This is a genomic window from Nonlabens ulvanivorans (assembly GCF_000732625.1).
In the GTDB taxonomy this organism is placed as follows: Bacteria; Bacteroidota; Bacteroidia; order Flavobacteriales; family Flavobacteriaceae; genus Nonlabens; species Nonlabens ulvanivorans.
On the sequence record NZ_JPJI01000026.1, the window covers coordinates 623,328 to 646,450 of the forward strand.

22 protein-coding genes are annotated in these 23,123 nt (G+C 34.0%); 10 read left to right on the forward strand and 12 right to left on the reverse strand.

Going from position 1 to position 23,123, the window contains the following annotated elements; all coding sequences use genetic code 11:
• Positions 1-55: 55 nt before the first annotated feature.
• Positions 56-2,479 carry a TonB-dependent receptor gene (locus IL45_RS06735; RefSeq protein WP_036581803.1) on the forward strand — a complete coding sequence of 808 codons (2,424 nt, stop codon included), beginning with the start codon at positions 56-58 and terminating at the stop codon, positions 2,477-2,479.
• A 60-nt stretch (positions 2,480-2,539) separates the two neighbouring features.
• Positions 2,540-3,661, forward strand: a complete 1,122-nt coding sequence (locus IL45_RS06740; protein ID WP_036581805.1) for a PepSY-associated TM helix domain-containing protein — start codon at positions 2,540-2,542, stop codon at positions 3,659-3,661.
• 66 nt (positions 3,662-3,727) lie between these two features.
• Here the strand turns inward: IL45_RS06740 and IL45_RS06745 are convergent, their stop codons facing one another.
• Positions 3,728-4,369, reverse strand: coding sequence for a protein-L-isoaspartate(D-aspartate) O-methyltransferase (locus tag IL45_RS06745; protein WP_036581808.1), 642 nt, complete (start codon positions 4,367-4,369; stop codon positions 3,728-3,730).
• A 106-nt stretch (positions 4,370-4,475) separates the two neighbouring features.
• Between IL45_RS06745 and IL45_RS06750 the strand changes: the two genes are divergently transcribed.
• The 5 genes from IL45_RS06750 to IL45_RS06770 are packed head-to-tail and all read left to right on the forward strand — an operon-like array spanning position 4,476 to position 9,504.
• The gene (locus IL45_RS06750) at positions 4,476-5,444 is read left to right on the forward strand and encodes a Gfo/Idh/MocA family protein (protein WP_036581810.1); all 969 of its coding nucleotides are present in this window, start codon (positions 4,476-4,478) and stop codon (positions 5,442-5,444) included.
• Positions 5,444-6,697: a serine hydrolase domain-containing protein gene (locus IL45_RS06755; protein WP_051788679.1), complete on the forward strand. Its 1,254-nt coding sequence runs from the start codon at positions 5,444-5,446 to the stop codon at positions 6,695-6,697. Before IL45_RS06750 ends, IL45_RS06755 begins: the two co-directional genes overlap by 1 nt.
• Before the next feature lie 12 nt (positions 6,698-6,709).
• Positions 6,710-7,597 carry a 3-hydroxyacyl-CoA dehydrogenase family protein gene (locus tag IL45_RS06760; RefSeq protein ID WP_036581813.1) on the forward strand — a complete coding sequence of 296 codons (888 nt, stop codon included), beginning with the start codon at positions 6,710-6,712 and terminating at the stop codon, positions 7,595-7,597.
• 9 nt (positions 7,598-7,606) lie between these two features.
• Positions 7,607-8,830: a DUF1015 domain-containing protein gene (locus IL45_RS06765; RefSeq protein WP_036581816.1), complete on the forward strand. Its 1,224-nt coding sequence runs from the start codon at positions 7,607-7,609 to the stop codon at positions 8,828-8,830.
• Complete coding sequence (locus IL45_RS06770; protein WP_036581818.1) at positions 8,827-9,504, forward strand: YggS family pyridoxal phosphate-dependent enzyme; 678 nt, start codon at positions 8,827-8,829, stop codon at positions 9,502-9,504. Before IL45_RS06765 ends, IL45_RS06770 begins: the two co-directional genes overlap by 4 nt.
• Here IL45_RS06770 and IL45_RS06775 read toward each other — a convergent pair.
• Genes IL45_RS06775 through IL45_RS06785 form a run of 3 tightly spaced genes read right to left on the reverse strand, consistent with a single transcriptional unit; the run spans position 9,492 to position 13,290 of the window.
• Positions 9,492-12,116, reverse strand: a complete 2,625-nt coding sequence (locus tag IL45_RS06775) for a Plug domain-containing protein (protein WP_146128674.1) — start codon at positions 12,114-12,116, stop codon at positions 9,492-9,494. The two genes, IL45_RS06770 and IL45_RS06775, sit on opposite strands and share 13 nt — an antisense overlap.
• A gap of 48 nt (positions 12,117-12,164) precedes the next feature.
• Positions 12,165-12,971 (reverse strand): GLPGLI family protein, encoded by an 807-nt coding sequence (locus tag IL45_RS14775; protein WP_051788680.1) that lies wholly within the window; start codon positions 12,969-12,971, stop codon positions 12,165-12,167.
• A 52-nt stretch (positions 12,972-13,023) separates the two neighbouring features.
• Entirely contained in the window at positions 13,024-13,290 is a 267-nt protein-coding gene (locus IL45_RS06785; RefSeq protein WP_036581823.1) for a hypothetical protein, read from the reverse strand.
• A 116-nt stretch (positions 13,291-13,406) separates the two neighbouring features.
• On the opposite strand from IL45_RS06785, the gene IL45_RS06790 reads away from it, so the two are divergent.
• Positions 13,407-13,799 (forward strand): DUF2721 domain-containing protein, encoded by a 393-nt coding sequence (locus IL45_RS06790; RefSeq protein WP_036581826.1) that lies wholly within the window; start codon positions 13,407-13,409, stop codon positions 13,797-13,799.
• 22 nt (positions 13,800-13,821) lie between these two features.
• Here IL45_RS06790 and IL45_RS06795 read toward each other — a convergent pair whose 3' ends face one another.
• From IL45_RS06795 to dapF, 5 genes are all read right to left on the reverse strand, one after another.
• Positions 13,822-16,143 carry a CotH kinase family protein gene (locus IL45_RS06795; protein ID WP_051788695.1) on the reverse strand — a complete coding sequence of 774 codons (2,322 nt, stop codon included), beginning with the start codon at positions 16,141-16,143 and terminating at the stop codon, positions 13,822-13,824.
• A 69-nt stretch (positions 16,144-16,212) separates the two neighbouring features.
• On the reverse strand, positions 16,213-16,857 hold the full coding sequence (locus tag IL45_RS06800) for a hypothetical protein (protein WP_051788681.1): 645 nt from the start codon (positions 16,855-16,857) through the stop codon (positions 16,213-16,215).
• Between the two features lie 234 nt (positions 16,858-17,091).
• A complete protein-coding gene (mltG, locus tag IL45_RS06805; protein ID WP_036581828.1) occupies positions 17,092-18,138 on the reverse strand; it encodes an endolytic transglycosylase MltG in 1,047 nt (348 codons plus the stop codon).
• Positions 18,131-18,652 (reverse strand): GNAT family N-acetyltransferase, encoded by a 522-nt coding sequence (locus IL45_RS06810; RefSeq protein WP_036581829.1) that lies wholly within the window; start codon positions 18,650-18,652, stop codon positions 18,131-18,133. The genes mltG and IL45_RS06810 overlap by 8 nt, the downstream gene beginning before the upstream one ends.
• Positions 18,649-19,431 (reverse strand): diaminopimelate epimerase, encoded by a 783-nt coding sequence (dapF, locus tag IL45_RS06815; RefSeq protein WP_036581830.1) that lies wholly within the window; start codon positions 19,429-19,431, stop codon positions 18,649-18,651. Before dapF ends, IL45_RS06810 begins: the two co-directional genes overlap by 4 nt.
• Positions 19,432-19,655: 224 nt before the next feature.
• Between dapF and IL45_RS06820 the strand changes: the two genes are divergently transcribed.
• Complete coding sequence (locus IL45_RS06820) at positions 19,656-21,062, forward strand: S1C family serine protease (RefSeq protein ID WP_036581832.1); 1,407 nt, start codon at positions 19,656-19,658, stop codon at positions 21,060-21,062.
• An 82-nt stretch (positions 21,063-21,144) separates the two neighbouring features.
• Here IL45_RS06820 and IL45_RS06825 read toward each other — a convergent pair whose 3' ends face one another.
• Positions 21,145-21,477 (reverse strand): tRNA-binding protein, encoded by a 333-nt coding sequence (locus IL45_RS06825; protein WP_036581836.1) that lies wholly within the window; start codon positions 21,475-21,477, stop codon positions 21,145-21,147.
• Entirely contained in the window at positions 21,477-21,776 is a 300-nt protein-coding gene (locus IL45_RS06830; protein WP_036581839.1) for a hypothetical protein, read from the reverse strand. The genes IL45_RS06825 and IL45_RS06830 overlap by 1 nt, the downstream gene beginning before the upstream one ends.
• A 148-nt stretch (positions 21,777-21,924) precedes the next feature.
• On the opposite strand from IL45_RS06830, the gene IL45_RS06835 reads away from it, so the two are divergent.
• Positions 21,925-22,479 carry a thioredoxin family protein gene (locus IL45_RS06835; protein ID WP_036581842.1) on the forward strand — a complete coding sequence of 185 codons (555 nt, stop codon included), beginning with the start codon at positions 21,925-21,927 and terminating at the stop codon, positions 22,477-22,479.
• Between the two features lie 58 nt (positions 22,480-22,537).
• Here the strand turns inward: IL45_RS06835 and IL45_RS06840 are convergent, their stop codons facing one another.
• Positions 22,538-23,074, reverse strand: coding sequence for a DUF1599 domain-containing protein (locus IL45_RS06840; protein WP_036581844.1), 537 nt, complete (start codon positions 23,072-23,074; stop codon positions 22,538-22,540).
• Between the last annotated feature and the right edge of the window lie 49 nt (positions 23,075-23,123).

The window sequence follows — 23,123 nt, forward strand, 5'->3', positions numbered from 1 at the left end:
AGGCATATACTTTTGCACAAAATTCATCTATTAATAATAAGTCTAAATAAAAATAATGAAACCTTTAATATCCATTTTACTACTATTTTTTAGCGTACAAATAGCGCTATGTCAACAAGCATCGATAACAGGTGAGGTAACAGACAGTAACAATACTCCTTTATTAGGAGTGAACATATTTTTAAAAAACACCACGAAAGGTGTGCAATCAGATGTTGATGGTCAGTTTAAAATTGAGGAAATAAAAGATGGAAATTACACACTTATATTATCTTCTATAGGTTTTAAGACTAGAGAAATCCCTTTTTCTATTATCAATCAAAAAGATTTAAAAGTAGAAACAATCATTTTGTATGAGGGAAATGAAATCTTAAGTGCAATAGTTATTGAAGGAGAAAGACGTAATAAATTCTCGAGAAAAAAGACTGCATATGTGTCTAAATTACCACTTAAGGATATTGAGAACACACAAGTTTACAGCACGGTTACCAATGAACTTTTACAATCACAGATTGTCACCAATTTTGATGACGCTCTTAAAAATGCTACTGGTGTAGAAAACTTATGGACCTCTACTGGTCGTGGTGGCGATGGCGCAGGATATTTTTCTTTGCGTGGTTTTTCTGTACAACCACAATTAGTAAATGGATTACCAGGTTTAACTAACGGAACGATTAATCCGGCAAACATAGAACGTATTGAGGTTTTAAAAGGTCCATCTGCTACCTTATTTGGTAATGCTGTAAGCTCTTATGGTGGATTAATAAACGTAGTGACCAAAAAACCATATGCAGGTTCTGGCGGTGAGCTATCCTTTACATCGGGTTCCTATGGACTCAACCAGATAGTAGGTGATTACAATACAGCTTTAAGTAAGGAAGATGATTTATACTTTAGGATTAATACAGCTTATAATACAGAGCAGAGTTTTCAAGATGCTGGTTTTAGAAAATCTTTTTTTGTGGCTCCATCATTATCCTACAAAGTAAATAACAGATTGTCTTTTTCATTTTATGGTGAGATAACTCAAGCAGAACAAACCAATCCAACTTTTTTATTCTTAAATAGAAGTGCACCTACTGCAGCTCGTAATCTAGAAGAACTGAACTACAACAACAAATTATCATTTACAAGTAATGATTTAACTCTAGAAAATCCAACACAAAACTACCGTATCGAGATGGATTATAAACTGTCTGATACCTGGCAATCACAAACATTGTTATCTAAGAGTTCCACATCAACAAAAGGATATTATTCTTACCTATTTGATTTTGGAATCCTAGAAGGAGACACTTATTCAAGATACATCAATAAACAAAATGCAAATACTCAAACAACAGATATTCAACAAAATTTCATAGGTGACTTCAAAATAGGCAAACTGCGCAACAGAATGGTGATAGGCCTAGATTATTTTAATGAATCACAGACTAATAATAGTACAGGATATGCGTTTTATGGCAATATTACACCAGACGGCGGTGCAAACGGTGACAATCCATTTACGGCAGCTATTGAGGAAGATGTATATCCATTATCAACTTCTGGTGTTGATGCAGCTCTTGCCGGTATCGGTGTTAGTAACGTAAAATCAAATTATGAAATTTACAGTGTCTATGCGTCTGATGTATTAAATATTAGTGATCGCCTGTCTGTGATGGCTGGTTTACGAATTGATCATTTTAATAATGAAGGCGACCTTGCAACGATTGACGATGATTATGATCAGACGACACTTTCACCTAAGTTAGGTGTATTATATCAACCTATAAAAGATCAACTATCAGTATTTGCAAATTATCAAAACGGTTTTACTAACGTAGCACCTCAACTAGTTGGTGATCCATCTGCAGGAGCACAAACTTTAGCAACTTTTGATCCAGAGCAAGCCAATCAGATTGAAGTAGGAATCAAAACAAATCTTTTTAAAAATAGACTTAATGCCACCATAAGCTATTATGACATTAAGGTAAAAGACCGAGTAATAACTGATCCTTCTTCTCCATTCAATAAAATTCAAGGCGGCGAAGTTGTAAGCAGTGGTTTTGAAATAGAAATCAATGCTAATCCTATTAAAGGACTTAATATAAGAGCTGGTTATAGTAAAAATGATAGTGAGACAACTGAGTCTGACAATACAGAGATACTAAATAAAAGACCACTAGAGGCTGGACCTGAAACGTTATATAATCTATGGGCTAATTATGAATTTCAACAAGGAAATCTAGATGGCTTTGGACTAGGACTAGGTCTTAATGGAGCCAGTGAGCGATTTGCCATAAATTATGCCTCTACTGGTGATTTTATCTTACCTAGTTATACGATTGTAAACGCATCTGTCTTTTATCAAGCAGATCATTATCGAGTTGGTTTAAAGCTTAATAACGCCTTTAATAAAGAATATTATAAAGGTTGGACTACAATTAATCCACAAATGCCTAGAGCATTACTAGCTAACATTTCTTACCGTTTTTAATTAGCCAATTGTCAAAAAGAGCAGCTCCATGTAGAGTTGCTCTTTTTAAAATAAAATAAAATGACATTTAAAAAATTTGTATTTCAGTTACACAAAATCTTGGGTCTTGCCACAGGGATTGTTGTTTTTATTGTAGCCATTACTGGTTGTTGCTGGGCATTTAGAGAAGAGATAGAAAGTCTATATGATGATTATAAAAAAGTTAAACCACACAATGCACCTATATTAACGCCTACTGAAGCCAGAGATATAGCTGAAACGGTTTTCCCTAATAATACCGTACATGGTACCGTTTTTAAAAAAGCAGATGATGCCATTGAGGTCATTTTTTATGACGCACAACCAGAATTTTATCAAAGCGTATTCCTCAACCCTTATACTGGTAAGGTTATACAAGTAGATGATCATCTATCAGGTTTTTTTGCTTTTATTCTAAAAGGTCACATGCGCCTGTGGTTACCTAAAGATATCGGCGAGCAAGTGGTCGGTGTTTCTATATTACTATTCATATTCATCATCATTTCAGGTTTTATACTTTGGATTCCTAAGAAGAGAAAAAACATAAAACAACGCATCCAATTTGATTGGAAAAAAACCACAAGATGGAAACGTAAAAATTTTGATTTGCATACCGTGATAGGATTTTACATATGTTCATTTGCCTTAGTGCTTGCATTTACTGGATCTATGATGTCCTATAACTGGCTTAAATATGTAGTTTATAAATCAACTGGTGGCGATAAAGAAGCTCGATTTATCATACCGCAAAATAATAGTGATACGCCACTTGATAATAAAACTATTCCCATGGATTATTTGATAGTAAAGCTTCATAAAGAAAATCCAGAGGCCAAAGCATTTGAATTACACTATCCTAAAACTGAAGAAGAAAGTATTTATATAGAAGTTACTAATAGCGATGGACTTTACTATGATGCTGACTTTAGATTCTTTGATCAACATACTTTAGAAGAAATAGAAACACCTAGTATTTATGGAAAATATAAAAATGCAAAAGTAGCAGATAAGATACAACGCATGAATTATGACATTCATATAGGTGCTATAGGTGGTATTGTAGGCAAAATAATTGCCTTTATAATTAGTTTCCTTACCGCTAGTTTGCCCATCACGGGAATTCTATTATGGTATGGCAGACACTATAAAAAGAAAAGAGTCTAATTTATTTGATTAATTATAGGTCTATTAACTTAAAAGCGATTTGAGAAATTACTTGAATCGCTTTTTTTATTGTTTCCCGTCTAAAAATGGAACAAACCTAAACTCTCCAAAAGTTTCTTTAGAGAACTGTGTCGCAGATTCTCTAATCAATAAGGTCATAATTTGTGGATCATCACCGACCGGTATGACCATGCGGCCACCTATTTTAAGCTGACTTAATAAAGTTTGAGGGATGTGAGGCGCACCACATGTGACTATAATAGAATCAAATGGCGCATCTTCTGGCATACCTTTATATCCATCACCAAAAAAATATCTTTTAGGCCTATAATTTAATTTTCTAAAAATCAGATTGGTCTTTTTGTACAATTCATTCTGACGCTCAATAGTGTAAACCTGTGCGCCCATTTCTAAAAGCACTGCGCATTGATAACCACTACCAGTTCCTATCTCTAGAATCTTATCATTAGGCTTAACTTGTAAAAGTTCACTTTGAAAAGCCACTGTATAAGGATGTGATATGGTCTGATCTGCACCTATAGGAAAAGCTTTATTTTGATAAGCATGCTCTAGAAAAGAACTATCTAAAAAAACATGACGTGGCACTTTATTCATGGCATCCAGCACACGCTGGTCCTTGATTCCTTTCTCACGCATCAACTCTACCAGCTGGCGTCTTTTCCCTTTATGTATGAAGTCATCTTTGATACCGCTAATTTATAATGACTACTTAAAAATCACAGCACATTTTATCAAAAAGATTAAGATAATTTTCTCCTTGCTAATCCTTATTTTTGTGGAAAACCCATAAACTATGCTTAAAGCTGGCGTGCTAGGTGCTGGACACCTCGGAAAAATTCACTTAAGACTTCTTGAACAAAGTGAGCGTTATGAATTAATAGGATTTTATGATGCAAATCCCGAGTATGCAGCATCCATTGAGGCAGAGTTTGGTTACAAATATTTTTCAGACATCAACGCACTTATCGCGGCCTGTGACATGATAGACGTGGTCACTCCTACTTCTTATCATCACGAGAGTGGAATGAAAGTTCTCGAGGCTGGCAAGCACTTATTTGTTGAAAAACCTATAACGGTTACTGTAGAAGAGGCAAATGATTTAATTGCGCTTTCGCGAAAGCGTAATGTAAAAGGTCAAGTAGGTCAGGTAGAACGTTTCAATCCGGCATTTAGATCTGTAGTAGATCGATTTGATAACCCAATGTTTATAGAAACCCATCGCCTGGCAGAGTTTAATCCACGTGGCACGGATGTAAGTGTAGTGCTGGATTTAATGATACACGATATTGATGCCATTTTAAGTGTGGTAAAAAGTCCTGTAAAATCTGTAAGTGCTAGTGGTGTTTCTGTAATTTCTAAAACTCCGGATATTGCTAACGCTCGTATAGAATTTGAAAATGGTTGTGTTGCAAATCTAACCGCTAGTCGTATCAGTCTTAAGAAAATGCGTAAAGCACGTTTTTTCCAGCGTGATGCTTACATATCCGTTGATTTTTTAACTAAAGCAGTAGAAGTTGTGCGTATGAAAGACGCTCCAGAGGTTCCAGGAGATTTTGATATGATTCTTAAAAATGCTGAAGGTGAGAAAAAACAAATCTATTTTGACAATCCTGATGTTGCAGATAACAATGCCATACTCGATGAACTAGAGACCTTTGCAGATGCTATAGAAAATGACACCAGACCGGTGGTAAATCTAGAGGATGGAACAGCGGCACTAGATGTGGCCTTAAAAATCATTAAGGAATTTAAATCACTGTAATGAATTATAAACTTCTGGTTAGCTTATTAATCTTATGTGGTTTGAGCAGCTGCAAAAATATTGATACTAGCGCTACTGATGAAAACATCATTGTAAAAGCTGTTGAAGTAGAACTGGATAAAAAATTAGATAGCATACACCAACTTAAACAATTTCATGGTATAGGTGTTTCTATAGTTAATGAAAAAGGACCTGTTTTTCAAGAAGGTTATGGATATCTAGATCGTAAGATAAGAGCAGATTATACAGAAAACACTATTCAAAACATCGCTTCTATCTCAAAAGTAATCTTAGGGTTAACTCTTGCTAAAGCAGTAGAAGACGGATACATCAAACTGGATGATGATATTAACAATTATCTTGATTTTAACGTACGCAATCCTCAATATCCAGATGATCCCATTTTAGTAAAGCATTTAACCTCACATACAAGTAGTATTCTAGACGGTGACTATTATGATTTGAGTTATATCAATCTTGAAGATGACGCTGTAGATAATCCTAAAATTGATCAAGAAGAACTTGCTTATTTTCATTCTCAGAAAACGGCTCCATGTCTTGAGGCCTATTTAAAAGAAGGTTTGCAGACAGTGGACTCCACACAGACTTCCTATATCTTTCATCAATTTGCACCAGGCACCGCATATTCATACTCAAACATAGGAGCTGGACTTACAGCATTGATTATTGAAAAAGCCACTAAAACTTCTTTTAAAGAATATTCTAAAAAGCATATCATTGATCCTTTAGGTTTAAAAAACACCTCTTGGAATGTTGCAGACCTAGACTCGCGTCAACGTAGCACTTTATACAGCACACTAGAACTGCGTTATCCTGTGTATCGATTAATCACATTTGCAGATGGTGGTTTATATACCACACCTAACGATCTAGGAATAATTCTTACTGAACTTATTAATGGTTATAACGGTAAGGGAACTTTATTAAAAACGTCCACCTATGTACAGTTATATAAAAAGCAACTAAATGAATCAATGTTTAAAACAGAAAAATCGCTAGCCGACTTTCAGAAAGGTTTTAATAAAGGAATGTTTATCACCTATGAAAGAGATGGCATAGGTCACTCTGGTGGTGATCCAGGCGTTTCTACCTTAATGTATTTTAATCCTAAAACTAGTATAGGTCAAATCACCTTTTTAAATACTGATTTTAATAGTCAGGAAGCTTATGATAGTTTTATTGCTATCGATTCCATTTTAAAAGAATATGGTAACAAATTATTAAAAAAATAAACAGCTATAACAATGAAAAATATAACCGTAATAGGAGCAGGAACCATGGGAAATGGTATCGCACATACATTTGCTCAAAAAGGATTTAAAGTAGCCCTAGTAGAACGTACACAAGAAGCTATCGATCGAGGTTTAGGAACTATTTCTAAGAATCTAGACCGCATGATTGCCAAAGAACGTATTACTGAAGCTGATAAATCAGCTACTCTAGGAAACATTACTACATTTCTGGACTTAAAAACTGGAGTGGCTCAAGCAGATTTAGTTGTAGAAGCAGCTACAGAAAATGTAGATCTTAAACTAAAAATATTTAGTGAAATGGACGAGTTTGCACCAGCAGACTGTATATTATCTACTAACACTTCATCTATTTCTATTACTCAAATCGCTGCGGTTACTAATCGTCCAGAAAAAGTTATAGGGATGCATTTTATGAATCCGGTGCCTATTATGAAACTGGTAGAAATCATAAGAGGTTATTCTACTAGTGATGAGGTCACCACTACTATCATGGAGTTATCAAAACAACTAGGTAAAACACCTACTGAAGTAAATGATTACCCAGGTTTTGTAGCAAATCGTATCTTGATGCCTATGATTAATGAGGCTATTGAAACCTTATATAATGGCGTTGCTGGTGTAGAAGAAATTGATACCGTAATGAAGTTAGGTATGGCACATCCTATGGGACCATTACAACTAGCAGACTTTATTGGGCTAGATGTTTGTCTTTCTATTCTTAACGTCATGCATGATGGGTTCAAAAACCCTAAATATGCACCATGTCCATTATTAGTAAATATGGTCATGGCAGGCAAAAAAGGTGTAAAATCTGGAGAAGGTTTTTATGACTATTCAGAATCCAGAAAAGCAGAGAAAGTGAGTGCTAGTTTTAAATAGGATTTTTAAATGCCCATCATAAAACCTTTTAAAGGAGTAAGAGCAGCACCGCATATGGCGTCACACGTCATATCGCGCACATATCAAGATTATAGTGACACAGAGCTAGAGGCGATTTTAAAATATAATCCCTTTAGCTTTTTGCACATTCTCAATCCTGGTTATAAATTTAGTAATAGCCTTAAAGGAGAAGAGCGATTTAATCTAGTGCGCAATCGGTATCTAGAATTTAAGGAAGAACAATACCTTGTTCAAGATGAATCGCCTGTATTTTACATCTATGAAAGATCAGATGCGGTACACTCTTACACAGGAATCATCGCTGGAACTTCCACTGTAGATTATGATAGCGGAAAGATAAAAAAGCATGAAGACACCTTAGAAAAACGAGAAAAACTATTTAAAGACTATTTAAAAACAGTAGGCTTTAATGCAGAGCCTGTACTACTCACCTATCCAGATGATCACGTCATTGATGAAGTAATTGACCAAGAAAAAAAGAACAGACCTGTCTATGATTTTGTTACCACAGATCGCAGTTGTCATAAACTATGGGTGATAAAAGACATCCATCATATACAGTCATTGCAACAGCAATTTGCAGCGATGCCACACGTCTATATTGCAGATGGTCACCACCGTAGTGCAAGCTCTTCCCTACTCGCTAGTGAGATGGGAGAAAAGCACGACAGCTATAATCATTTTATGAGTTACCTCATCGCTCAAAGTCAGTTGCGCATCTATGAATTTAATAGACTCGTTAAAGATCTAAACGGTTTGAGTAAAGAAGCTTTTCTCATGCAACTGGATATGAAATTCCGTATACAGAATCGTGGTCTAGAGATGTACAAGCCATCAAAAAAACACCATTTCTCTATGTATCTAGATGGCGAGTTTTACAGTTTGTATTTACGTAAAGACATTTATAATATTGAAACGCCACTCGATGATCTGGACACTCAAATGTTATTTGATTTGGTCTTAAATCCTATCTTGGGCATTGAGGACTTGCGCAACGATTCTCGCATCGCTTATAGCTATGGACAGACAGATTTATTGCGCATTAAAGATCGAGTAGATAAAAATGAATTTGCCGTTGGTTTTGGTTTATTCCCTGCCACAGTAGAGCAAATGAAATCCATCGCAGACGAGTCTCTAATCATGCCACCTAAGAGCACTTACATCAGACCTAAGTTACCTAGCGGCCTTACCATTTACGAATTTGAATCATGAGCATAAAAGATCATTTATTACGCTTTCGCGAAAGCATAGAACCCAAAGCCACTCTTGTTGCGGTAAGTAAAACTAAGCCTATAAGCGACCTGCAAGAGGCTTATGATGCTGGACAAAGACACTTTGGCGAGAATAAAATTCAGGAAATGACCGAAAAATGGGAAACGCTACCTAAGGACATTCACTGGCACATGATAGGTCACACACAGCGCAATAAGGTAAAATATATGGCGCCTTATGTTCATTTAATTCACAGTGTGGATTCACCACGATTACTCAAGGAAATCAACAAACAAGCAGAAAAAAACGAAAGAGTCATCGATTGTCTTTTACAGATTCATATTGCTGAAGAGGAAACAAAATTTGGTTTTGATCAAAATGAACTGCTCGAGTTATTGAGCAGTGATGCCTTTGCAGGTTATAAAAACGTGCGCATCACAGGACTGATGGGCATGGCCACTTTTACAGATAATAAAGAACAAGTACGTAAAGAGTTTAAAAGTCTCAAAACACTACTAGATCATATCAACGATAATCACCTGATTAGTGATTCACACGATTTGAAAACACTATCTATGGGAATGACAGGCGATTATGAAATTGCCCTTGAAGAAGGCAGCACGATGGTGAGGATAGGTAGCGCGATTTTTGGGAGTAGGAATTATAACGTATAAGTAAATCCTATATTGAATTGTCTAGGTCTTAATTGATATTGATATTGTGACGTAAAATTGGCACTATTGTTAATTATAGTGTAGTTGTTTATGTTAAAAATATTCAATATCTCGAATCTTAATTTCAACTTTTTTGAAGGCTGATAATGATAGGAAGAATTAAATAGAGAATTAGTATTAACCGACGAATTACCGGAAAAACTAGCTCTGATAAGCTCTCCACCTATATTCCACCTGCTTTTTGAATTGAGATAAAAGCTAAAATCAAAAGCGCCTCTTAAATTTTTGTTACTATTCGAGATTTGTGCAAAAGAGCTTATTCCTTTCTCATAATTACCGTTAAATTCGAATCCATACCACGAGCCAGTATCAAAAGACCATTTTAAACCAATTTTATGATTTTGATTATTTATATCTAACAATGTTCCATTGAAAAAGGTTTCGGTTTGATTATTTGAGAAATTATAATCAGCAGTTAAGAGCATCCCATCTGCTATTTTCTTAGTTACGTCAGTAGTAATTGATAAGGTTGAAACTTCATTATCTCTTTCTATCGCATTTATGGTATTTAATCCATTATCGTCAATAGTTGAAGTAAAGGTGAAATCAGAAACAGATTTAGTACTTGAGACTCTAATATTTGCATAGAAACCTTTAATAATATTTTTATAACTAGAGTAAAGTGAATTAGTTTGAGTTGTAGTTTTATTTATCTGAGTTGGGTTTAAATTTAAGCTTAGATAATCTTGAAGAACTACTGAAGGGAATAAATTTGAGAATTGTGAAATCTTACTATTAAAAGAAGACGTAATATTTACAAAAAAGTCATTGTTAAATTTATAATTAAGTGAGAGTCGTGGTTGAAAGAATAAGAAACAATCCTGTAAGTCAGATTCAGAATCAAATCCCTCACTTCTAGTTAAATGATTGTATTCCAAAGATGTACTTAAAGTCACTACCATTTTTTTATACTTGTAGGACGTTGATATATCTGAGTTAGATTTAAGTGTATTAAGTTTAAAATCACTTTTAAATGGAAAAAAAACTTCAGTTTGTTGAGGTTCTTGAAACAATGACGATGCCAATTGTTCTGATCGCCAAAAAAGCTTTTGATTGACATTCCAATTTAAGTAACCTGTTCTAAAATTGAATTGAGAAGATAGACCGAAATTAAGGCTTTGCAATTTTATATTTTGTAAGGTGCTTTCAGAATTTGAGGTTGATGATATTTGGCTAGGAAAAACTATGGGACTTGTTGATGATTCTTCATTAGTTTTGTGATATTGAGCAATCAATACATTACTAAACAAAGTATTACCTATTGTTTTCTTTATTTCATAAGTATTTTCGATTTGAACCTGTTCTCTATTAAACAAATAATTAATATGTTGGTCGTTCAATAAGTTAGAGGATGAGCCATTTCCATTTTTTAAGTTCACATAAAATTTGTTTTTAGCAAACTTTTCTTTTTTGTTTTCCTCAATTACAAAAGCCCCAGTAAAGTTCTTATCATCAAACACATTTTGAGACTGATTATTCAAAACTACCTGCTCATTGCTTAAAAAATAAGTACTGTTTGTGGTACTTAAAAACTCATTATCATTTTGGTTATAACCTAGACCTAATTTATACTCTGTGGACTGATCGTTTTTAAAAAGTAAATCATTTGAAAAAGAGTAAGATGTATTATCACGCCAGTATTTTTCAGAAATTGCTTGACCAGTTGTATTGGGTTCTTTAAGAACTGTAATTGATTCTTGAGAAATAGCTTTAATAGAGTAATCTAGTGGTGTTAACTTATTTCCTTCTACGCTTAAATCAGTACCTATTTGATTAGTTTTTGTAGTGCTTAAATTTTGAAATTTTTTATTTATAAAAATTGGTGTTGCTTCAACATTATACAAAGGAAAAGGAATACCGACATCACCTTTTAGACTACCAAATATCACATTTTCTTTATCTACAGTAATATTAATTGCTACTTTGTCAGAGTTGGTTCTTCCTTGATCTATACGAGCATGATTATGCTTAGTAAGCACCTGTATATCTTCAACAGCTGTTGCTGGAATTCCTCTAGTTGCAAGATTATACTTCCCTTCAAGTAAATTTAATCCATTAATATAAAAATGAGAAATAAGCCTACCGTTGTAACTAATAGAGCCATCTTGTTTAATAGAAACACCAGGAATACGTGCAATAACATCTTCTATAGTATAATCTTGTTGTTTTTGGAGAGATTGAGTATCAAATGACAAAGTATCTCCTTTAATAATCAACGATTTCTGTGCTTCCAGAAAGATTTTATCTAGTAAGTTTTTATCTTCTTGTAATTCAATTGAAAAAAACTGTGATTTGTTAAGAACAAATATTTTTTTTGTTCGATATGATACATGTCTAATAGTCAACCATATGGAATCCAATTTTATATGAGATGGAATATCAACTCGATAAATACCATCTTTACTTTTTGAAGTATAGGAGATCACTTGAGAATCTAAACTATCGTTTGCGGCTACAATGGATGCAGCAAAGATTTCATTTTTATTTTTGTCGAATAATTCCAGATTAATCTGAGATTGCGCACCTAAACAATTAATGAGGAGAAATGTCAAAATTGCTATATAAGAATTAAGAGACGTTGTGAATCGCATAAAAACTGGCTATTCTATTAATTCAATAGGTATATAACCACGACCACTAGTTGTATTAGAATTTCTTACCGTCGAATTATTATTTGGAATTGAAACTCTAAAACCTGAAGCCCCAGAATTATTCAGTTCACTTAAAGTTGCATTTTTTGAAGAATACTGAATTTTTAAAAAATTAGTTCGAGTCGTCTTTTTAATTTCTTCTGGATTGCTGCTAAAATAAAGTTTTTGAAACATTAACTCTCGATCGCTTTTGTACAGCTTAAAAAAATCCCATTGATAGTTTCGTTCTTCATCGTAGCATTGCAAAATTAAACCTGGCAGACCTTTGAACTTATATGGACCTGCATCAATTGGTATTTCCACCGCATACCAAGCTGACCAAAGCCTACCACCATAATTCACAGTTGCTAACTTGCAATTATATCCTGATATAACTTTTGACTTATTTTGAATTTTCCAATCAAAATTAATAGCCTCTTCGTATTTATAATCTACCTGAAAAATCTTCTCCCAATAAACCAAAGAATCCTTATAATATCTTATTGCATAAGGATGATGGGTATTAGGTAGTTTACGATAAACTTTAGTTTTGGTTATTTCTTCTAAAATAGTGTCTTTAGTCATTTCATTGATGCTCTGAAAAATAGAACTATCTTTTCTTTTCATTAACCTAAAATATTCTTTATAGGTAGTCTCTTGTGAATTATACTTTTTGTAAGTACCAACATAATCGATTACGAAAAGTTTGTTTTCATTTGTTTGGCTAAAAGTCAATTGAACAACAACAAAAAATATTAAATATTTGATTATTCTCATATAAAAGTACTCTGCAATAAATAATATTGCAGAGATTTTTTTTTACAATGGATTAATTACCTATTTCGTCAAATGCTGGATATAATCCTTCTGACGGAGGACACGTTTCGTTTAACATTGAAACAGCACTTAAATACTGATTAAATGTTAAAGCATGGTCACCAGTTGCATCGGTCCATGAGACACATGCTACACCGCAGTCAAAATCTACTCTAGTAGAATTTTCACCACAAATTACAGGATCAAATTCTGATTTTTCAACAAAATCGAACGAGCACAACCCTATGATGGCAAATGCTAGAAAAAACAATTTTTTCATAATATAAAGTTTAGTGATTAATTAAATCACTAAAAAACTAAGAAACTAAGAAACTAAGAAAAATCCTAATATTTTCATATATTCTTGTAATTTGAAATTCAAAACTTAATTAAAAAATGAATTTATCCCTAAGCATACCAGCCCTACTCTTCCCAGCTATTTCATTAACCATGCTAGCTTATAACGCACGTTATCTAGCCATTGCTGCGTTAATAAGAAATCTACATGCTAAGTACGAAGAAAATCCATCAGATAAAGTACGTATTCAGGTTCAAAAATTAAGAAAGCGACTGACCATTATTAAAAATATGCAAGCCGTTGCCATTTTAAGTTTCTTACTTGCGGTAATCACGATGTTCTTGATTTATATAGAATTGAATTTTTGGGCAAATCTAGTTTTTGGAATCAGTTTACTGGCTTTAATGATATCACTGATTCTATCACTTATAGAGGTGCAGTTATCTACTAAAGCACTATCAATCCAACTGGAAAGTATAGAGAAGAAATAGAAATTAATTAAACGTAAAAAACCTACAAAGCGAGCTTTGCAGGTTTTTTTTGTTGCAAATAATTATCAACTTTTTGCTTAATCACCTTAACCGTTTGTTGATTATTAATGGTCAATAAATAGATTCCTTGCGTATAGTTTGTTAAGTCTAATTGACTTTGTTGTTCTCCATTAAATTTGAGACTCATCAACTGTTGTCCTTGTAAATTATACAGCGCTATTTGATTAATACTTCCATTATTAGTATTGATGTTTATCACCTCGTTAACCGGATTAGGATAAATAGAATAATCTGTAATAAGTTCAAAGTCACTATTACTTAATGTTTCATTATTAGTACCAAAAGTAGGTGCTTGAATCACAAAGTTACCAGTACCATTAGGTACACGAGCATATCCCATATCAGTGGTTTGTGCACCAAATGTGATGGACTCAATTACGGTTCCATTATCATATGACAATACAGCATCCTCTCCATTTGATGAAAATTTTAAGTCGGCATGAAGACCTGTTTGAGTTAAATCTTTATCGCACCATACAATTAGATAGCTATCTGGCGCTATGGTTGTTCCACTAGGAAATTGCCACATTAAAGGATCGGTAGCATCATCAGATAGGTATAAGTTATCTAGACTCAAAGTTGAAGAAGAGTTATTATAAAGCTCTACCCAATCTTCATACTCACCATCATCATCTACAGCAGTTGTACTGTTAGACGCCATTATTTCATTAATAACTAAATCTCCAGGAGTAATTGTTGTATAAGTTGCTACTATAGAGTGATATTCATATTCAGCTCTTGCTGGTGAAAATGCTCCTATATTGTTATTTTCTGCATAAATATAATATTGGGTCAATGAATTGGTAATCGGTAAGTCAATACCATAAATATTATCACCAGCAGCCCCATCATTATGTGCTCCATCATCATACATTAAAATCTTAGTGAATGGTACAAAATCACCTTCACGATATCCTAAATATACAGCTGTTGTATTCGTATTAGTTACTTGTGCAGTAACAGTAATCGTATTGCCTATGATTGGTGTAGCTACAGATGGAGCTACCGCGGTAATAGATGGCTGTATGGCAGTAAAGTCGGACTGTGCTAATAAATATGTACTTCTCGCACTCATTAAATTTGTTAATCCACTAGCAGTATTCATTTGTGCATTTACATCTGAATTGATATTACTATTGAACTGTGCGTAGCTGTAAAACTTATTATTATCTGCTTGTACGGCAAGGTCAATAATATTTTGATAAGCATTTGCGCTAGTTAAATAATCAGAGTTCGATATATTTTCAGTTAAAATCGTTTTAAAATGAGCCAGATACATTTTTTTATAACGTGGTACTGCCATTAACTTACTCATCAATGGCCACGCAGCGTCATTTTCATGTAACAAATGAGTTAACTGACTTTTCTGCGTAGTACTATTCAAAGATCCTCCAGATCCAGTCTGACCGAAAGTTCCGAAAGACATGTTCAAATCCCAAACTACAGGTCTAAATCTACCGTTATCATCTTTATATAAATAATAGTTTTGTTTAAATTGACCTAGATAACTGTCTAAATTTACCATCACATTATCAAAGGCAAGCATCCATAATGCAGCATCTACGTCTAGCACAGTTTCTATATTATTTATATCCGTATTTAATATTCTAGTTAATTCTATTAAATCGTCCCATCCAGTACCTGTCACATCTGACTTTATTTCATAAGCGTCTTCATAACTTGTGTAATTGGTTCCTAGATATTGTAAACTAGGAAAATCATTTCCTTGAGGTCCTGCGCCTGCTGGTGGACTACAACTAAAGAATGCATTATCATTTGAGTTAAAGTGCTTATTGACGAATTTCTTAGAAATTGACTCTACATTAGTATACAACCCAATCAATGTTCCATTTACGTATACATTAGCATAGTTTGCTTGTGGCGCATCCATGTATTTATTGACAATGTTATAAGAAACTGTTTCTCTAACAAATGATGGATCAAAATAAACATTGGCTAGTTTAAGATCTGTGTAGCCTTCATAATCTTGATCAACATAAGTATCTAGCTCGATGTGAAAAGGGTTTTTAGTTTGGTTTGCTCTATAAGAACTGTTCCCTTTATATTTCACACCTACATTGTTAAATACGGTACCATTAATAGTCACTGAAGTGGCCGCTATATAACCATCTGCACCAGCTTTCTCGGCATCTAGTAATGCGTCCCAATTGCTTTGCGCAAAGACAATTCTAACGTCTTGGATGGTATTCATGTCATAAAGAGTCTGAGAATAGACCGTTGCTACCTGAACTAATAGCAAAAAGAGTAGTAAAGTTTTTTTCATGATTAAAGTCTTATTATTCAGATTAGACTTTAATTTCATGTTAAGGTTTAATCAAACCTTAAAAAAATCTTAATAATCGATAACTTCACTTAAGTCATAACCTCCAAAACGTTTCATATAAGTCTTTACAGAACTACCGTAAGCATCACGATTAGACTTACGACCTTTAGTTTTAAAGAAACGTTTTACACCACCAGGACCAGAAAGGTGTGCTGCAGCAAGAATTCCGCTTTCAGTAACATGTATACCACCTATCTTTTTGCCAGCATATTGTTTAATATATGGCTCTAAAATTTCATGATTGTAACGTAAATTTTTAATAAACACGCGTTCTTGTAATCTAGGAGATCTTAAAAATTGCAAGGAATCTCTAACACCTAAAGTTTCTAATGTGGTCATACCAAATTGATATTTCCCCATATAACCTAGACTATTCACCTTCCAAAATTTCCCTTGGGATTCTTTAAAAGCTAAAGCTTCTCTAAAGGTTAAAAATGAATCTGGTGGTGTAATCGCTAAAGAGTAATAGCGTACATCAAATAAATTAGAGCTTGTCACAGGACCTATAAAAGCATCTGCATCATAGAACTCTTCATTGATATTATTAACACTGGTTTTAAGAACACCAGAATCTAATTTCAAGTGGTTATTACTAAAAGACCAAAAGATTAACACTAGTGGTAAAACAACCAAATACACATGACGTGATTTCATAAATTTTGTTTTCGAAAGTTACTGTCACCCTTTCTTTAACGCGGCGCAAATTTACGACTAATTAACGGTTGTGGATTTTTAAGATGTTAAATTAGTCCTAACAGACTCATAAATATTTGAAAACCAAAATCATACGCAATACTTCACATGGATTTTTAAAAACTTAACTAAAGATAATTTCATAAGCTTTTTGTGGAAATCAGTAAATAAAATGGCTATTCTATAAGAAACAACTTATCTATTTATTCCTTGTCTACTAACCCATCTACGATAAGCAGCTGCATTTGCATTATGTTGACTTAAAGTCTTAGCAAACTTATGATACCCAAAATTTTCAACATTGGCTACAAAATAATAATAACCATGCCTCTCATAATTAAGAACTGCATCTATAGCATTTAAATCTGGCGTGATAATAGGTCCTGGAGGAAGACTTGCGTACTTATAAGTATTATATGGAGAGTCTATGGTTAAATCAACATACAAAACGCGTTTAATAATCTGACTGAAGTCTTTTTCCTTTAGTTTTTTAGCATAAATTACAGTTGGGTCTGCATCGAGTTTAATTCCTCTATTCAATCTATTCATGTAAACACCTGCAACTCTAGGACGTTCATCTACTTTAGCCGTTTCTTTCTGGACTATACTGGCAAGTGTATAAACTTCTTGAGGTGTGAGATCTATCTTTTTTGCTTTTGCGAGTCTGTCTTCATTCCAGAAATTTTTATAAGCACTTAACATCTTATCTCTCAGTTTTACAGCACTAGTATTCCAGTAACAATCATAAGAATTGGACAAATACATGGTTAGTGCAGTTTCTTCTGTAAACCCATGTTCCTTTAAAAAAGCTGAATCTTTCATCACTTTTAATAGAGTGAGGCTATCTGGTTCAACCTGCTGTGCTAGCCTACCTGCTAGATTTTCTAGTCGCTCTTGATTATTAAATCGCACTTTTACGGGTTGGTTCTGACTGCGAATGGTATTGATAATATCATTATTACTCATTCCTTTTTTAAGAATATAATGTCCAGGTTTTACATTTGAGTTGTAACCTTTACGTACCGCAGTTTCATGGAATGCATCTCGGTCTTCAACAGCGTCTGCTACTAGCATAAAAGCGGCATTATAGTCTGCTGTTGATGGAATGAAAACTTCAAAAGTTTGAGCCTCAAAGTTTGTATTTGCACTAAAAAAGGTGCTATAAACTTTAAAGGCAAATAAAGACATTGCGATTAAGCCCACTAGGGCTACTCCTACGATTACGTTTTTATATTTATTCATTAATAAGTTGGTAGGTGATTTCGTTTTTATAAGAAGTTTCTGTGGCAATCCAGTCTTTTTTTATTCCGCTTTCGCGAAAGCGTAATTTCTCAAACAACTTTCTGCTAGCTTTATTATCCTCTGTAATACCAGCATACAGCTGGTGTAACCTAAGATGCTTGAAGGCATAATCAATCATTAATTGTAGTCCTTCTGAGGCATAACCCTTTTGACGATCTGCATGTTGAGATATCACGATTCCTACACCAGCACGTTTATGATAAGGATCAAAATCGTAAAGATCCACAACACCTATTATTTCTTCTTTTAAATTACAAATGGCAAGTCGCAATTGCTTGACCTCATAGATATCACGATGCGCGTTTTCTAGATATTCTCTGATTGTATATTTTGAAAATGGCGTCCAGGTATTTCCCACTTCCCATAACTCGGAATTGTTTTCTAGTCTATAGATAAACTCCACATCTTCAGGATCTACAGCTCTTAAAAAGCAATGTTGAGATTGTAGCATCATGCTGTAAAGGTTCCTTTAAAAACTTGCAGCGCAGGTCCTGTGAGCCATATATTTTCATATCCAGTATCACAAGCTTCAAAAGATACTTTTAAAACACCACCTGGTGTTTCTAAAGTCACCTCATTAGACGCTGTGTGGTTAGTCTTGTGCATAGCAATAGCAACAGCTGTAACGCCAGTACCGCAACTTAGTGTTTCATCCTCTACTCCACGCTCATAAGTACGTACTTTAAAGGTGTTGTTATCTTGAAGCTGAACAAAATTAATATTTGCACCAGCTTTTCCATATACATTATCTCGCAAGTACTTTCCTTCTTTATAAACATCTAGTTCTGTCAAATTTTCAGTAAGTTGAACATGATGTGGTGATCCAGTATCTGTGAAAACATAGCTGTTTTCTAATCGCATATCTGTAACATCACTCATCTGTAAACTGATAGATATATCATCCACAACTCTAGCGTGATGCAAACCATCGATAGCTTCAAAGGTTGCCGTATCTTTTATTATCTCTAGAAATTGAGCAAATCGTACTAGACATCTTCCTCCATTACCACACATGGTACTTTCCTGGCCATCTGCATTAAAATAAACCATTTTAAAATCTGCCGTAGGATGATTTTCTAACAAAATAAGTCCATCTGCACCTATGCCAAATTTTCGGTCACATAATAATTCTATGAGTTTGGTATCGTTTTTGGAAAATAATTGATCACGATTATCAATCATGACAAAGTCGTTACCGGTTCCTTGGTATTTATAGAATTGTATATGGCTCATAATTGCAAAGGTAAAGCGAAAACTTTTTTCTAACGCTTATGGCCGCAATTTCTTAATGATCATAATAAAGAGGAAAATAGATGATACAGCTGTTATAAAATTAAAAAAGAAATCTATTTCTTAAAAAGCTTATGCTCAACTGTTAAATAAGGTTAAACTAATATGTATTGTACAATCACTAAACTAATTTTAAGTTATTAAGTCATAATAGAAAAAGAAAGCAAATGAAAACATTTATCAAATCTCTAGGAATGGCTATTCTAGGTGGAATAGTCGCATTAGGCGGTTACCAACTGGTACAAAATGAAGAATCTAATGGTGCCATCACTCAATCATCTATCATAGAAAGCCCTTTACCGGTAACACCTGTTTCTTACACAGGCAACACCTCTATTGCTGGTGTAGATTTTACTGAAGCAGCAGAAAAAACCGTACACTCTGTGGTACATGTAATTAATAAAACAGTCGCTAGAGCACCTATGTCCATGGCAGATGTATGGGCAGGACGCACTCCATACCGTGAGGCTATAGGAACAGGTAGCGGTGTTATTATCACACCCGATGGTTATATAATCACTAACAATCACGTGATTAAAAATTCTAACCATTTACAAGTGACGTTAAACAACAATCAAACTTATAAGGCAGAACTTATAGGAGCAGATGAAGAAAGTGATATCGCATTAATTAAAATTGATACCGATGAGGATTTACCGTTTGTTCCTTTTGGCGATTCTAATAATGCTAAAATTGGAGAATGGGTACTAGCAGTAGGAAACCCTTTTAATCTTACCAGTACAGTAACCGCAGGAATTATAAGCGCAAAAGGTCGTGACCTTGAATCTCGTGATTCAAAAGTCCAATCGTTTATTCAAACAGACGCAGCAGTTAATCCAGGGAACTCTGGTGGTGCGCTAGTAAATACACGTGGTGAACTTATAGGAATTAATACAGCAATTAAATCTCAAACAGGTTCTTATATAGGTTACTCATTTGCAGTGCCGTCTAATAATGCTCGTAAAATCATCGAGGATTTTATGGAGTTTGGTTTTGTACAAAAAGGTATGTTAGGTATCAGAGGAACGGACCTAAACGGGACAAACTCTAAAGAATTTGGCCTTAACTCTACTGAAGGAATATATGTAGCAGAAATCGTAGAAGATAGCGGTGCCGATAAAAGTGATTTACAGAAAGGAGATGTAATCACTTCTCTAGATGGTGTTAAAATCAGTAAGTTCTCTGAATTATCTGGTTATATAAAAACCAAAAATCCAGGTGATGTTGTTAACGCCGAAGTGATTAGAAAAAACAATCTGATTCAAATACCTATCACTATTACAAAAAATAATACGGTAACCATCCCACAAATTGAAATGGAATTGCGCAACTTAACCGGTGAAGAAAAAAAGATCTTTGATGTTAAGGATGGAGTGAAAATCACTAAAACAATAGGTAAATTATCACGTTACAACCTCAGCGATTATATTGTCACAAAAGTTAATGATACAGATGTAACAGACATAGATGATATTCAGGCTGTTTTAAGAGATGTTGTTCCAAATGAAACGCTATTGATTCAAATGAAAAATTCTAAAGGTGAAATAGAACGTTTCCGATACACAGTGAATTAGTAAATAATTATATAGCATAAAAAAGCAGCTCATTATTGATGAGCTGCTTTTTTTTATAAATGCTAATATTAAATTAACGACACTAACTTACTCTATCACCATTGTTTGCAGTCGCACTGGGCTGTAAAAGTATCACGTCTTTATTATCTCCTACTACTCCTAACACAAGGCATTCACTCATGAAATTTGCAATTTGTTTCTTAGGGAAATTTATCACAGCAACGACTTGTTTTCCTACCAGTTCATTTTTATCATATCGCGTTGTGATTTGAGCACTTGTTTTTTTAATACCTAGAGAACCAAAGTCAATTTGTAATTGATAAGCAGGATTTCTAGCCTCTGGAAAATCACTTACCGTAAGCACAGTTCCTACTCGCATGTCTATCTTTTCAAAATCGCTCCAAGAAATCTCCATTAATGCATTCTTAATTTCTCTATCATTTCACGAGAAATAGCAACATCTGCTCCATAAGCATCTAACAATAATCCTTTTTCACCATCTGAACATTCTAGTGCATACAATATCATATTATCACCAGGATTAGTCATTCCCTCAAATCTAAAAAATTGCACAACTTCTATCTCGCCTGCCTTCCATTCTTTTTTTAAATGTTTAGAATGCACGCCATCTTCTACCAAGTCAAAATCTATCGTGTATCCTTTGGACTGTAAATCCTCTACTGCTTCTGTTACTGTGTCGTATCCTTTTTTCATCTTTTTATTTTAAATTTAAAAAAATTAAATCCAATCTTCACAGGTTTAAAAAAACTTTAAGTAATCTTTTTATGGCTATTTTTTATAATTACGCTTTCGCGAAAGCGTAACAAAAATCATTTTCATACTACTAATAATAAAAAACTAAATGGCTCTAACTCCTTCTACCATGCTGCCTTTAAACACAAAGGCACCTCAATTTCAATTACTGGATACTATTAGTGGTGATATGTTGTCTTTTGATCAAATTAAAGGCAAAAAAGGAACTGTAGTCATGTTTATATGCAATCACTGTCCATTTGTTATTCATGTTAATGAGGAAATTGTAAGAATGGCAAATGATTACAGAATCCTTGGTTTTGGATTTGTAGCGATATCTAGTAATGATATTGAAAGATATCCACAAGACTCACCAGATATGATGTATAAAACGGCTATGGAAAACGATTATACTTTTCCATATTTATACGACCAAAGTCAAGAAGTTGCAAAAGCATATGATGCGGCGTGCACTCCAGATTTTTATCTTTTTGATAGTGAGGACTTCCTGGTTTATAGAGGTCAACTAGACGATTCTAGACCTGGAAATGGCATACCATTAACGGGACGTTCTTTAAGAGAAGCGATGGATGCCATAATGGGAAATAAAAAAGTCCCTACAGTTCAAAAACCTAGTATGGGTTGTGGTATTAAATGGATCTAATTAAGGTTGCACGTTTTAAAGTTGATGACACCTGATACAGCAACTTTAGGCTTTTGAATTATTGACCTAAATGAATCATCGCAAAAATGGCGTAATTAATCATGTCCTGATAATTTGCGTCTAGTCCTTCAGAGACAATGGTTTTACCTTTATTATCTTCAATTTGTTTTACTCTTAAAAGTTTTTGAAGAATTAAGTCTGTAAGCGAGCTTACTCTCATATCTCGCCATGCCTCGCCATAATCATGATTTTTATCCATCATCAACTTTTTAGTAACTGCTACATGATGGTCGTATAATTCTAAAGATTGCTCTAACGTTAAATCAGGCTGCTCTACCACACCTTTTTCTAGCTGTACTAGCGCGATGATAGAATAATTGATAATTCCTATAAACTCACTTTCCTGACCTTCGTCAACTTTAGATTCTGCAAGTGTTTGTAATCCTCTAATGCGTTGTGCTTTAATAAAAATCTGATCTGTAAGCGATGGCAGTCTTAAAATGCGCCATGCACTACCATAATCTTTCATTTTCTTTGAGAAAAGATCTCTACAGGTTGTAACTACTGCATCATATTGCTGACTGGTCTGGGACATAAACGGATAATATTTTGTGTAAATTTCGGCTTTAAATTTTAAATAACCA

Bases quoted from the DNA above. Each gene is read 5' to 3' on its own strand.
- IL45_RS06825 (WP_036581836.1), bottom strand. From the start codon at position 21,477: ATGGAGATTTCTTGGAGCGATTTTGAAAAGATAGACATGCGAGTAGGA.
- IL45_RS06785 (WP_036581823.1), bottom strand. From the start codon at position 13,290: ATGAAAAAATTGTTTTTTCTAGCATTTGCCATCATAGGGTTGTGCTCG.
- dapF (WP_036581830.1), bottom strand. From the start codon at position 19,431: ATGAGCCATATACAATTCTATAAATACCAAGGAACCGGTAACGACTTT.
- IL45_RS06810 (WP_036581829.1), bottom strand. From the start codon at position 18,652: ATGATGCTACAATCTCAACATTGCTTTTTAAGAGCTGTAGATCCTGAA.
- mltG (WP_036581828.1), bottom strand. From the start codon at position 18,138: ATGAATAAATATAAAAACGTAATCGTAGGAGTAGCCCTAGTGGGCTTA.
- IL45_RS06835 (WP_036581842.1), top strand. From the start codon at position 21,925: ATGGCTCTAACTCCTTCTACCATGCTGCCTTTAAACACAAAGGCACCT.
- IL45_RS06750 (WP_036581810.1), top strand. From the start codon at position 4,476: ATGCTTAAAGCTGGCGTGCTAGGTGCTGGACACCTCGGAAAAATTCAC.
- IL45_RS06840 (WP_036581844.1), bottom strand. From the start codon at position 23,074: ATGTCCCAGACCAGTCAGCAATATGATGCAGTAGTTACAACCTGTAGA.
- IL45_RS06755 (WP_051788679.1), top strand. From the start codon at position 5,444: ATGAATTATAAACTTCTGGTTAGCTTATTAATCTTATGTGGTTTGAGC.
- IL45_RS06790 (WP_036581826.1), top strand. From the start codon at position 13,407: ATGAATTTATCCCTAAGCATACCAGCCCTACTCTTCCCAGCTATTTCA.
- IL45_RS06830 (WP_036581839.1), bottom strand. From the start codon at position 21,776: ATGAAAAAAGGATACGACACAGTAACAGAAGCAGTAGAGGATTTACAG.
- IL45_RS06820 (WP_036581832.1), top strand. From the start codon at position 19,656: ATGAAAACATTTATCAAATCTCTAGGAATGGCTATTCTAGGTGGAATA.
- IL45_RS06800 (WP_051788681.1), bottom strand. From the start codon at position 16,857: ATGAAATCACGTCATGTGTATTTGGTTGTTTTACCACTAGTGTTAATC.
- IL45_RS06760 (WP_036581813.1), top strand. From the start codon at position 6,710: ATGAAAAATATAACCGTAATAGGAGCAGGAACCATGGGAAATGGTATC.
- IL45_RS06735 (WP_036581803.1), top strand. From the start codon at position 56: ATGAAACCTTTAATATCCATTTTACTACTATTTTTTAGCGTACAAATA.
- IL45_RS06795 (WP_051788695.1), bottom strand. From the start codon at position 16,143: ATGAAAAAAACTTTACTACTCTTTTTGCTATTAGTTCAGGTAGCAACG.
- IL45_RS06765 (WP_036581816.1), top strand. From the start codon at position 7,607: ATGCCCATCATAAAACCTTTTAAAGGAGTAAGAGCAGCACCGCATATG.
- IL45_RS06770 (WP_036581818.1), top strand. From the start codon at position 8,827: ATGAGCATAAAAGATCATTTATTACGCTTTCGCGAAAGCATAGAACCC.
- IL45_RS14775 (WP_051788680.1), bottom strand. From the start codon at position 12,971: ATGAGAATAATCAAATATTTAATATTTTTTGTTGTTGTTCAATTGACT.
- IL45_RS06740 (WP_036581805.1), top strand. From the start codon at position 2,540: ATGACATTTAAAAAATTTGTATTTCAGTTACACAAAATCTTGGGTCTT.